Annotated in this window: 13 protein-coding genes; 8 read left to right on the top strand and 5 right to left on the bottom strand. The window is 70.5% G+C overall.

The features are described from left to right. From VMR86_13760 to VMR86_13775, 4 genes are all read right to left on the bottom strand, one after another. Window positions 1-287, bottom strand: a 287-nt coding sequence (locus tag VMR86_13760; GenBank protein HTO08110.1) for a hypothetical protein, incomplete at its 3' end; no start/stop codon positions are given. A gap of 154 nt (window positions 288-441) precedes the next feature. Further along, window positions 442-627, bottom strand: a complete 186-nt coding sequence (locus VMR86_13765) for a hypothetical protein (protein ID HTO08111.1) — start codon at window positions 625-627, stop codon at window positions 442-444. 5 nt (window positions 628-632) lie between these two features. After that, window positions 633-1,313 carry a hypothetical protein gene (locus tag VMR86_13770; GenBank protein HTO08112.1) on the bottom strand — a complete coding sequence of 227 codons (681 nt, stop codon included), beginning with the start codon at window positions 1,311-1,313 and terminating at the stop codon, window positions 633-635. Next, window positions 1,310-1,936 (bottom strand): RedB protein, encoded by a 627-nt coding sequence (locus VMR86_13775; protein HTO08113.1) that lies wholly within the window; start codon window positions 1,934-1,936, stop codon window positions 1,310-1,312. The genes VMR86_13770 and VMR86_13775 overlap by 4 nt, the downstream gene beginning before the upstream one ends. 171 nt (window positions 1,937-2,107) lie before the next feature. Between VMR86_13775 and VMR86_13780 the strand changes: the two genes are divergently transcribed. From VMR86_13780 to VMR86_13805, 6 genes are all read left to right on the top strand, one after another. Continuing rightward, on the top strand, window positions 2,108-3,190 hold the full coding sequence (locus tag VMR86_13780; protein ID HTO08114.1) for an SDR family oxidoreductase: 1,083 nt from the start codon (window positions 2,108-2,110) through the stop codon (window positions 3,188-3,190). Window positions 3,191-3,205: 15 nt separating this feature from the next. Further along, on the top strand, window positions 3,206-4,252 hold the full coding sequence (locus VMR86_13785; GenBank protein ID HTO08115.1) for a phosphotransferase family protein: 1,047 nt from the start codon (window positions 3,206-3,208) through the stop codon (window positions 4,250-4,252). Then, window positions 4,249-4,692, top strand: coding sequence for a hypothetical protein (locus tag VMR86_13790; protein ID HTO08116.1), 444 nt, complete (start codon window positions 4,249-4,251; stop codon window positions 4,690-4,692). The genes VMR86_13785 and VMR86_13790 overlap by 4 nt, the downstream gene beginning before the upstream one ends. Window positions 4,693-4,849: 157 nt before the next feature. Then, window positions 4,850-5,782, top strand: coding sequence for an MBL fold metallo-hydrolase (locus tag VMR86_13795; GenBank protein ID HTO08117.1), 933 nt, complete (start codon window positions 4,850-4,852; stop codon window positions 5,780-5,782). Window positions 5,783-5,803: 21 nt separating this feature from the next. Continuing rightward, window positions 5,804-6,478 (top strand): carboxypeptidase-like regulatory domain-containing protein, encoded by a 675-nt coding sequence (locus tag VMR86_13800; protein ID HTO08118.1) that lies wholly within the window; start codon window positions 5,804-5,806, stop codon window positions 6,476-6,478. Between the two features lie 148 nt (window positions 6,479-6,626). Beyond that, window positions 6,627-9,338 carry a protease pro-enzyme activation domain-containing protein gene (locus VMR86_13805; protein HTO08119.1) on the top strand — a complete coding sequence of 904 codons (2,712 nt, stop codon included), beginning with the start codon at window positions 6,627-6,629 and terminating at the stop codon, window positions 9,336-9,338. Between the two features lie 15 nt (window positions 9,339-9,353). Here the strand turns inward: VMR86_13805 and VMR86_13810 are convergent, their stop codons facing one another. Continuing rightward, a complete protein-coding gene (locus VMR86_13810) occupies window positions 9,354-9,905 on the bottom strand; it encodes a hypothetical protein (GenBank protein ID HTO08120.1) in 552 nt (183 codons plus the stop codon). 178 nt (window positions 9,906-10,083) lie between these two features. Here VMR86_13810 and VMR86_13815 point away from each other — a divergent pair, with 178 nt between their 5' ends. Further along, entirely contained in the window at window positions 10,084-10,536 is a 453-nt protein-coding gene (locus VMR86_13815; GenBank protein HTO08121.1) for a hypothetical protein, read from the top strand. A 28-nt stretch (window positions 10,537-10,564) separates the two neighbouring features. Beyond that, on the top strand, window positions 10,565-11,175 hold a 611-nt coding region (locus VMR86_13820; GenBank protein ID HTO08122.1), incomplete at its 3' end, for a hypothetical protein.

Here is an 11,175-nt window from a genome sequence, read left to right on the forward strand (position 1 = left end):
GCCTTGCACGCCACGGGCCCATATTCCTTGCTCACAGGCTCATCCGTCTCGATGAGATTGGGCGTGGAAGTTTGGATCTTGAAGCCACACTGCTTCGAGATCTCCGAGGCCACCTTCGCCCACACCGCCTCGCACTCCTCAAGCGACTCACACGTCAGCGGCTGATTGGCGATGTCGGCGATCTCGGCCAGCTGCTGCGGAGTCAGGCGAAATTTGGCGGCGCAGGCGATGCCGATGGCGAGGCCGGCCACGGCGAGGAGCAGGTGCTTGAGAACACGCGGTTTCATCCGTACCCCTGTCGATCCGAAGGAACCGGATCATCTCGCCGCAAGCGACAGGTAAGCAAGGAAAACCCGATGGGCGGGGCGAGCGTCCGCGACAAGACAATGACTGACCCGTGAACCTTGACCAGGGGCTCGTGGAGATCCCCGACCAGGACACTCAGTCCGGCTTCAGCGCCTCGCGCTCCGGCACCTCGACGCCTCGCAAGTAGAATTTGAGGCGCTTCTGGAGCACGGCGCTGACGCGCTCGTTGATCGGGAGCGCGGCGAACTCGTGCGGGCCCATCTTGCGCTCGACGCCGCCGTCGCTGCGGATCGACACCAGGTCGTATTTCGTGGAGGACATGCGAGTCAGGATCCTTCGCCGTGCGCGCCGTCGAGCTGGCGCTCGGCCAGGGCCTCGAGCATCACGACCTCTTGCGCGAACCCGAGCCACGTCTTGATCGTCGTGGCGCAGCCGTACACCAAGACCGAGATCAGGAACAGCACCCAGAAGGCGTGCTCGAGGAATCGCCACCACTCGGGGTTGTCGATGCCGTAGACCGATTCGGGCAGGAAGAGCCCGAGGATCAGGTGATCGGCGACCACGACCAGCGTCGCGGTCACCAGCACGCGCCAGTCGAGATAGAAGGCGAGGAAGGCGAGCGACACGAAGACGTGGAAGTGGGTCTCGATGCGGCCGCCCGTGAGGTGGATGAGAAGGGCGGAGATCAGCATCTGACTCACCGACACCACGTGCCGGGTCATGACGTGCCCCGGGCGCATGCGGATCAACAGCAGCGGCAGGCTGATGATGGCCCCGCCGAGCAGCGTGGCGAGCCAGACGTGCGCGTGGATCGACTCGACCTTGCCGCTCCAGGTGTGTGGCGAGATTGTCAGCGCGATCGCGATCCCGAACAGCCACTGGCCCGCGAGCAGCCAGGCGAAGAATCGGTCGGTGGTGACGTGGCGCTCGTCGAGCCATTTGTCGAAGCGCGCGCCCGCGCGCGCGACGATGGCATCGGCCGTTCGGTCGGTCTGCACTTCACTCATGGCTTCCCTCCTTGGTCTTTGGGCTCGGCTCCGAGGTCGCAGCCGAACACCGGGCTCGTGGGCCGGTCGGCCGCGTGGCCGTTCAACAGTGCCACCATGCGTTCCTGGCCGAGGCTGTCGCCTTCGTGACCCCGCATGGACGTGATGCCGCCGGCGAACTCGAGCCGGCCCCCGGCGTCGTACAGAAGCGCGGTTCCCGAAGTGCGCGACGCGAAGAGGTTCGCCTCGCGCGAGCCGTGGTCGGCCACGACGGTCACTCCCGGGATCGCTTCCGCGCTGTGCCACAGATCGGTGTCGTTCCAGTCCTCGCCCGTACCGTCGGGAAGGACGAAGGCGACGACCACGCGCGCCGGCTCGTCGACGCGCGCGAGCAGCTCGCCGAGCTCGTGAAGGCTGGCGCGCGTACAGGTGCACTTCGGGTGCGCGAACATCACGAGCGTCGGCTTGTCGTGCGCGGGCTCGATCCGGCTCGCCTCGGGCCAGCTCGCGGGTGGCGCGGCCGCGATCCCCGGCGTGCTCTTGTAGACCAGCATCGCCACGAACCCGCCCCCTACCGTGAGCACCCAGAGCACCGCCGCCAACCCGAGACCGAGCGTCGACCACGACGGGCTGCGAGCGCTCATGGAGATCTCCAGATGGGTCACACCTCTTGCGGCACGAGTGGAGGGCTTCTTGAGCGGCAGTGGAGACAGGCTTCCCCGCCTGTGCCACATACGGCTGCGCATGAGCTTTGGCTCCGGCCCATCCGGGCGGCCTGGCCGGGTAGAGTGCGGGTGGATCAGGTAGGAGCGGCCGTGACGGAGCACGTAGTGATCGCCGGGGCCACCGGCGTGGTCGGCTATTCGGCGCTGAGACACTTCGCACGCCGCGGAGACTGCGCCGTGACGGGACTCTCGCGGCGCGCGCCGCTCGAGACGCCCGGAGCCCGGTTGCGCTCCGTCGACCTCACGGACCGCGCGGCGTGCCAGACGCTGGCAGCCGAGCTTCGCGACGCGACTCAGCTCGTCTTCTCCGCGCTCTACGAGAAGCCGGGTCTCTACACCGGCTGGCTGGAGGCAGACCAGATCGACACGAACCGGCGCATGTTCGAGAACCTGCTCGACTCACTCGACGCCGCAGCGCCGCGGCTGCGCCACGTCACCTTGCTGCAGGGCACCAAGGCCTACGGCGCGCACGTGCGGCCGATCCCGCTGCCCGCGCGCGAGGATCGGGACGAGGCGCGCGACGTCGCGAACTTCTACTGGGAGCAGGAGGACCACCTGCGCGCGCGGCAATCGGGCCGCGCGTGGGGCTTCACGATCCTGCGGCCGCAGATCGTGTTCGGAATCTCGCTCGGATCGGCCATGAACCTGATTCCCGCGCTCGGTGTCTACGCCGCGCTGCGGCGCGAGCGCGGGGAGCCGCTCGCGTATCCCGGCGGTGAGGGGTCGGTCATCGAGGCGGTCGATGCGGACTTGCTCGCGCGCGCCATCGCCTGGGCGGCCGAGTCACCACAGGCGCGCAACCAGATCTTCAACGTGACCAACGGCGACGTCTTCACCTGGGCGAACGTGTGGCCGGCGATCGCCGACGCGCTCGGCATGAAGCTCGGCCCGCCGGAGCCGCAGCGGCTGGGCGAGAGCATGCCGGCGCGAGCCCAGGAGTGGGATGCGATTCGCGCCAAGTACGGGCTGCGCTCGCCGGGCCTGCACGAGTTCGTCGGTGAGTCCTTCCACTACGCCGACTTCGTCATGGCCTACGGCGCGCAGTTCCGCACGCCGCCGGCGATCGTCTCGACGGTCAAGCTGCGCCAGGCGGGCTTCGGCGAGGTGATGGATACCGAGGCCATGTTCCGCAAGTGGTTCGCGCTCCTGCGCGAGCAGCGCCTGCTGCCCTAGAGGTATGCTGCGCGCGTGACTCTGCCGATCGACGAGCTCGCGGACCGGCTCGCGCGCTACCTCGCCGCGCGCGACGGCCTGGCCACGCAGGTGGGCGAGGTGGCGCGCATTCCCGGCGGCGCCTCGCGCGAGACGTACCGGCTGAAGGTGACTCGCGGCGGCGCGACGCGGGGCATGATCCTGCGCCGCGATCCGGAGTCGAGCTTGATCGACACCGACCGCGCGACGGAGTTCGCTGCCTACGGCGCGGCGTTCCGCTCGGGAGTGATTCCCGTGCCCGAGCCGCTGGTGCTCGAGCAGGACGAGCGGCCGCTGGGCAGGCCGTTCTCGCTCACGGCCGAGATTCCGGGCTGCGAGACCAACGTGCAGCTGCTCCGCCCCGAGCTGCACGCCAAGGTCAGCGCGCAGAAGTGGTCGATCCTCGGCCGCCTGGCGGCGCTCGACGTCGACCGGCTCGGCGTAGGTGACCAGCTGCCCGCGCCCCCTCTCGGAGACACTGCCCGGCGCGAGCTCGAATACTGGGCCGCCGTGATCGCAAAGGACGCGCTGCAGCCACAGCCGATCGCCGAGGCGGCCATTCGCTGGCTGCGCCGCAATCTGCCGCCGCCGCCGCCGAAGCTCGCGCTGGTGCACGGTGACTACCGCAGCGGGAACTTCCTGTTCGACTCGGAAGGAGAGATCCGCGGGATCCTCGACTGGGAGATGGCGCACGTCGGTGACCCGCTCGAAGACCTCGCCTGGTCGTTCGACCCGCTCTGGGCCTGGCCCGATGCGCACCTCGCCGGGCGGCTCGCGCCGCGCCTCGACGCGATCCGCATCTTCGAAGCGGCCAGCGGCCTGAAGGTCGACCTCGACGTCTTTCGCTGGTGGGAGGTGTTCGCGTCGCTGAAGGCCGCGGCGATCTGGGTGTCTTCGGCCGAGGACTTCGCGCACGGCGCGAGCAAGGAGCCGATCCTGGCCATCGCGGGCTGGCTCACGCTCGATCGCCAGAACCGGATCCTGGTGGACCGCCTCTCGCCCGTGAGTCGCCGCGTGTACACCGAGCGCCTGGAGCGCGCATGATTGCCGAGTCCAAGCAGGCGGTGTCGTTCCTGGCGCAGCGCCTGCTGACGCACGTGCTGCCCGAGCAGCGCACGGCCTTCGGTGCCGCCGACGCCGCGTTTCTCAACCTCGCGTTCGAGATGATCGGCCAGGATCTGGAGCGCGGCGTGCATGCGCGGCTGGAAGACATTCGCGAGCGGCGCGCGATCTTCGCCGGCGCGCGCCGGCTCCGCCTGCCCGAGTCACTCGCCGAGCGCCTGGCCGAGGCGGAGGCGCGGGAGCTCTCGGACCTGCGGCTCGGGCCGCTCGACGGGGTGCACGCGCAGCACGGCGCCGCGCTGGTCGCCCTCCACGCCTGGGTCGAGACACGAGACGGCGACGACGCGGCGCGGATCGACCGCGAGATCTGGCAACACCTCGAGCGCCATGCCGAACGGCACCGCTACGACGTGAACTTCTGAGGAGACCGCCCATGATCCTGGACGAGCACCCGCTGGAGGAGATCTCATGATGCGTCGCGCATTGGCTGGGTTCTTTCTCGTCGTCGTCAGCGTTCTCGGATCGGCGCTCTCAGAGCGATCGGCGCTCGCGCAGAGCGCGAACGGGCCGTACGCGAACATGCCCTCGACCGCGCCGATCGGAGTGCGGATCCCGAAGTATCTCGACGTGCCCGAGGGCTCGAAGGGCCCGGCTATCGACCCCGCGAAGGGCTACCGCACCGAGAAGCTCGGAAACGGCCTCTACATGGTCACGGACGGCGCCTACCAGAACATGTTCCTCGTGTACGACCGCGGGGTCGTGATGGTCGACGCGCCTCCCGGCTACGCGGCGAAGCTCTTGCAAGCCGTCGCCGAAGTGACCAAGAACCCGATCACGCACGTGATCTACACTCACTCGCACGTCGATCACATCGCCGGCGTCAAGTCACTGGGCGGGACCCCGATCATCATCGCCCAGGAGGAGACCAAGCGCCTGCTGAAACGGGCCGCCGACCCGAACCGGCCCCTGCCCACGGTGACCTTCAAGGACAAGTACTCGCTTCACGTCGGCGACCAGTCGCTCGAGCTCTCGTACCACGGCGACGGGCACGAGCCGGGCAACATCTTCGTGTATGCGCCGGCGCAGAAGGTCCTGATGGTCGTCGACGTGGTGTTCCCCGGCTGGATGCCGTTCCGCCGCTGGGCCGTGGCGCACGACGTGCCGGGCGTGTTCGCGCAGGTCGAAGAGATCCGGAAGATGGACTGGCAGACCTTCGTCGGCGGCCATGTGAGTCGCACGGGCACGCATGCCGACGTCGACCTGCAGGCCGAGTTCATGCAGGACGTGAAGGCGGCCGCCTCCAAGGCGCTCGCCAGCACGAAGCCGGGCCAGGGCATGGACGCGAAGGACGTCGCCAGCAATCCGTGGGCGGTGTTCGACGACTACATCGACCGCGTCGTGATCCAGTGCGTCGACGAAGTCACTCCCAAGTGGCAGCACAAGCTCGCCGCCTACGATGCCTTCGTCTGGGACCAGTGTTACGCGATGGAGCAGAGCCTGCGCATCGACTAGCGGATGAGCAGAACGCACTTCATGACTCGCAGCCTGCGACACAGCGTCGTCCTCTGGCTCGCGCTGACGGGCGAGGCGGGCGCCGTGTGCAGTCAGCCGGCTCCGCGCGTGTGCAGCGAGTTCTTCCGCGCGGCGGCGGTCTTCACGGGGGTGGTGACGAGTCGGCTGGCGGGCGACGACGAGACCCAGTTCACGCTCCAGGTGAAGGAGCGCTTCCGCGGCGCGCTCGGAGAGTCGGTCGACGTGGCGGTCGGGAACGACAGCGGCCGGCTCGACCTGAAGGAGGGCCGCGAGTATCTCCTGTTCGCGCGGCGCGCGCGCGGGCGGCTCGAGGCGGCCGATGACTGCGCGGGCTCCTCGGGTCCGGTCGAGCAGGCGGCGGAGCGCATCGCGGCGATCCGCGCGCTCGCCGACGCGCCGACCACGATCGAAGGCCGGGTCACCACCCGCATGAACTGGCGCCCGGTGCCGGGCGTGAAGCTCGAGATCAGCGGCAACGGCCGCGCAGGTACGGTCGAGACCGACGAGCGCGGCGCCTTCCGGCTCGAGGTCGCTCCGGGCACCTACTCGGTCCGGCCACTCACTCCGGGAGTCACGGCCTTCGACCTGTCCACCGACGATCCGCGCCGCGTGACGCTCGAGAAAGGGCAGTGCGGGCTGGTGCAGTTCGTCGGCGCTCCGATGAGCGATCGCTAATCCAGCGAGAAGTAACTGGCCGACTTGTGCGTCCGCTCACGCGCCGGCAGGCGCCCGCGGCCGATGCTTCCGAATGGAGCGGCGGCGGCGCGGCGAATGTCCGGGGCGCGCGCCCCCTCCAACCTTCGATCCGTTGATGAGGCAGGGCGTGGGAAGATCTCCAGCGCGCGTTCCGGCGTGGATCGCGTTGTTTCTGTTGGTGTTCGGCGTCGCCGCGTGGAGCGACGCGCAGACGCGCCTGCCCAGGCCCCTGCCGAACCGGATCCGGCAGCGGCCCGACGACCAGGACCTGCACGTGCTGGCCGGCAACCGCTCCGTGCTGGCGCGCCCCGACTTCGACCGCGGCCGGCTCGATCCCCGCCGCTCGCTCGAGCGGCTGGCACTCGTGTTCAAGCCGTCGGCGGGGCAGGCTGCGGAGCTCGAGGCGCTGCTCGCCGCGCAGCAGGATCCGAGCTCGGCCCAGTACCACCAGTGGCTCACGCCGGACGAGTTCGCCGCGCGCTTCGGCATGAGCGACGCCGACCTCGCGAACGTGACCGGCTGGCTTTCCGCCCATGGCTTCCGCGTGCACGGCGCCTCGCGCAGCCGGCAGGAGCTCTATTTCTCGGGCAGCGTGGCGCAGGTCGAAGACGCGTTCCACACCGAGATTCACGAGTATCTGGTCGACGGCGAGCTGCACCGCGCCAATGCGGTCGACCCGTCGATCCCGGCCGCCTACGCCGGCGTGGTGCTGGCGGTCCGCAACCTGAGTGACTTCCGGCCGCGCCCGCGCGTGCACCGGCCGCTGGCAGCGAGCCGCTTCACGTCGAGCATCTCGGGCGGTCACTTCATGGCGCCCGACGACTTCGCCACGATCTACGGGCTGAAGAGCCTGTACGCGGCCGGCTTCGACGGCACGGGCCAGAAGATCGCGGTCGTGGGCCAGTCGGCGCTGGCCGTGCACAACGCCACCAGCGACATCGACGCGTTCCGCGCCGCCTCGGGCCTGCCCCCGACGCACCTGCAGCAGGTGCTGGTGCCGAACACGGGCAGCGCCAAGGTCTGCGACGGCGACGTGACCGAGGCCGACCTCGACGTGGAGTGGTCCGGCGCCGTCGCGCCCGCGGCGACCGTGGTCTACGTCTACACCGGAGTCACTTCGGGTCAGACCTGCACCACCACCCCCTTCGGCGTGTGGGACGCGCTGCAGTACGCGGTCGACCACGACGTGGCTCCGGTGATCAGCACGAGCTACGGCGCGTGCGAGGCGCTGAACGGCAGCAACTTCGCGCTCATGGTGCGCGGCTGGGCGCAGCAGGCGAACTCGCAAGGGCAGTCGATCACCGCGGCGACCGGAGACACCGGTGCGGCCGACTGCGACGATCCCAACTCGCCCGTGGCCACGCAGGGCCTGGCGGTCGACGTGCCGGCCAGCATCCCCGAGGTCACCGGCGCGGGCGGGACCGAGTTCGAGGCAGACACCGGCAGTCCGGCGACCTACTGGAGCTCGACCAACGACGCGAGCAACGGCTCGGCGCTGCAGTACATCCCCGAGACGGGCTGGAACGACACCGAGACCGAGGGCTCGCTCTCGTCGGGTGGCGGCGGCGCCAGCACGATCTTCTCCAAGCCGCCCTGGCAGACCGGCACCGGCGTGCCCAACGACGGCCACCGCGACGTGCCCGACGTGTCCCTCGACTCGTCGTTCAGCCACGACGGCTATCTGATCTGCTCGCAAGGCCTGTGCGTGAACGGCTACCGCGCGCAGGACCAGACGCTCGACGTGGTGGGCGGCACGTCGATCGCCGCGCCGAGCCTGGCCGGCATCCTGGCGCTGATCAACGGCGGCACCGGCTCCTCGGGGCTCGGCAGCCCGAACCCCACGCTGTACGCGCTCGCGGCCAGCGCGCCGAGCGCCTTCCACGACGTGACTTCGGGCGGGAACGCGGTGCCCTGCCAGCCCGGCAGCAGCAACTGCCCCGCGAGCGCGCCATTCCAGGTCGGCTTCACGGCGACGCCGGGCTACGACCGCGCCACGGGCCTGGGCTCCGTGAACGCCGGGACGCTTGCGACTCACTGGGCGGCCAACGTGGCGACCACCACCAGCCTGGCCGTGTCGAGCGCGAGCTCGCCCGTGGGCACCGCCGAGACCTTCACCGCCACCGTGACTCCCGCCTCGGCGGGCTTCGGGTCACCCGCGGGCGGCCAGGTGCAGTTCTCGATCGACGGCGTCGACGCCGGGACGCCCGTGCCGGTCACGAAGAGCGGGAGCAGCTACAAGGCCTCGTACATGACGGGCAGCCTGACCGGCGGCGGCCACGCGATCGGCGCCGCCTACGGCGGCAACCTGGTGTATCTCGCGTCGAGCGCCGCGCCGTCCGCCGTCACCGTGACCGACTTCTCGATCGTCGCGACCCCGGGCGGCACGATCGCCGCCGGCGCGAGCGCCATGTCGACCCTGACCGTGACCGCGCAGAGCGGCTTCACGGGCACGGTGAGTCTGACCTGCGCGGGCGACAAGACCGACCAGGTCGGCTGCCAGGTGCAGCCGTCGTCGCTCGTGCTCGGCTCCGGCTCGACCACGCAGATGGCCACGCTGACCGTCTCCACCAAGGCGCCGCCCGCGAAGGCCATGGCCGGCCTCGTGTCGGTCATCGCGCTGCTCGGTCTGGCGACGCGGCGCCGCCGCGCGGCCGTGCTCGGCCTCGCGCTGTTCCTGTTCGCCTCCACCAGCTGCGGCGGCGGAGGCGGCGGGGGCGGCGGCTCGGGCGGCGCGAACGTCGCGCACAGGGCCACGCCCGCGGGCACCTACATGATCGGGGTCACGGCCAGCTCGGGCCCGGCGAGTCACTCGGTGAGCGTGCCGGTCACCGTGCAGTAGCGCACCAACGCGGCGCTACTCCCAGTGGCCCCAGAAGTCGCCGGTCGCGTTGCGCACCAGGCGAGTCACCAGGATCTGCTCGGCCTCCTGGCGCCCGCTCGTGCCCACGTTCGAGACTCCGCCCGGGCTCATGTCGAGGCCGGCGATCTGCGCCTTGGCGCGCGAGACGGTGCTCCAGACGGTCGCGCCCGAGCGCGTGTCGAGGATGCGCACGCGCAGCGACGCCTCGAGGTCGGCCGAGGCCGACGCCCAGGCCGAGGGCGCATCGAGCGCGATCTTCGGCGAGACGCGCTGCGAATCGAGCGCGCCCACGATCACCGCGTCGACGTGCCGTCTCTCGGCGAGCATGCGCAGGGCGTCCGGATCGAGCGTCTCGCGGCCGAGCTGCGCGAGCACCGCCCGCTCGTCGCCGAGCTCGAGCACCGGCGTACCCGGCTGGGCCGACTGCAAGGTGGCCAGAAACTCGCGCGTGATGTCGGCGCCGAAGGCGTCCCGTCCGGGGCTCGCAAAGCTCACGATCCCGAGCGTGCCGTGGCGCGACAGGTCGATGCGCGGCGGGATGTACACCTTTGGCGCCGCCGGATGGTGAGCGCAACCCAGGACCCCGACGCCGGTCATACTGAGGAACGCCAGAACGAGGGCGAGGCGCGCGCGATGGGCCATGTTCGCCGATTCGGCGCCTCGCAGGCCTGGCTTGAACCCCGCGCGGCGCCGCCAGCGTCGAACGGGGCGTAGGAGAACGGAGATGCGCAAATCGAGCCTGGGAATCTTGGCTGCGATCGCGCTGCTCGTGTGTGTGCCGGCCTCGAGCAGCTTCGCGGGCCCGCACGGTGGTGGCGGCTGGCACGGCGGTGGCGGCGGCTGGCACGGTGGCGGCGCCTGGCACGGCGGCGGTGGCTGGCATGGCGGCGGCTGGCACGGCGGGACGAACGTCGTGGTCGGCCTGGGCGCGCCGTTCTGGGGCTGGGGCTGGGGCTGGGGCGGCTGGTACGGACCCGGCTACTACGGGGGCTACTACGGCGGCTACTACCCGTACTACCCGCCGGCGTACTACCCGTCCGCGGTCGTGGTGCAGCCGCAGGCGCAGCCGCTGCCCTCGGGCTACTGGTACTTCTGCCCGACCACGAACGCCTACTACCCGGACGTGCAGACCTGCGACCGGCCCTGGGTGCCGGTCGCGCCCACGCCTTCGGAGTGAGCCGATTTAGCTAGATTGCGGCGGCCGCATGAGGTCGCCGGCCGCCGCTCTGCTCGTGCTCTGGGTGTGCGCGTCGCGCGCGGCAGCGGCTCACGACATGTTCGAGGGCCCGCTCGAGATCAGCGACCTGCGCAACGCCTCGGGCACCGCCTGGCAGCCCGACGAGACCCCGATGAACGCCGTGCACCGGATGTCCGGTGACTGGATGCTCATGGCGCACGGGCTCTTGTTCGCGGGCTACGACTACCAGGCCACGCGGCGCGGCGACGACGCGCTGTTCTCGACCCACTGGGGCATGGTCATGGGCCAGCGCGAGCTGGCCGGCGGCGAGCTCGGGCTGCGCGCCATGCTGTCGCTCGAGCCGGCCACGGTCGGCCGCGGCGGCTACCCGCTGATCCTGCAGTCGGGGGAGTCACTCGGCGGCCAGCCGCTGCACGACGTGCAGCATCCGCACGACCTGTTCATGGAGGTGGCGGCGCTCTACCGCCGCGCGCTCAGCGACGACCTGGGCGCGGAGCTCTATCTCGCGCCCGCCGGCGAGCCGGCGCTCGGCCCGCCCGGCTTCCCGCACCGCCGTTCCGCCATGTCGGACCCGATCGCGCCGCTCGGCCACCACTGGCAGGACGCCACGCACATCTC

It is taken from the genome of Myxococcota bacterium (assembly GCA_035498015.1).
Lineage (GTDB): Bacteria > Myxococcota_A > UBA9160 > SZUA-336 > SZUA-336 > VGRW01.

Bases quoted from the DNA above. Each gene is read 5' to 3' on its own strand.
- VMR86_13790 (HTO08116.1), top strand. From the start codon at position 4,249: ATGATTGCCGAGTCCAAGCAGGCGGTGTCGTTCCTGGCGCAGCGCCTG.
- VMR86_13800 (HTO08118.1), top strand. From the start codon at position 5,804: ATGACTCGCAGCCTGCGACACAGCGTCGTCCTCTGGCTCGCGCTGACG.
- VMR86_13795 (HTO08117.1), top strand. From the start codon at position 4,850: ATGCCCTCGACCGCGCCGATCGGAGTGCGGATCCCGAAGTATCTCGAC.
- VMR86_13775 (HTO08113.1), bottom strand. From the start codon at position 1,936: ATGAGCGCTCGCAGCCCGTCGTGGTCGACGCTCGGTCTCGGGTTGGCG.
- VMR86_13770 (HTO08112.1), bottom strand. From the start codon at position 1,313: ATGAGTGAAGTGCAGACCGACCGAACGGCCGATGCCATCGTCGCGCGC.
- VMR86_13815 (HTO08121.1), top strand. From the start codon at position 10,084: ATGCGCAAATCGAGCCTGGGAATCTTGGCTGCGATCGCGCTGCTCGTG.
- VMR86_13765 (HTO08111.1), bottom strand. From the start codon at position 627: ATGTCCTCCACGAAATACGACCTGGTGTCGATCCGCAGCGACGGCGGC.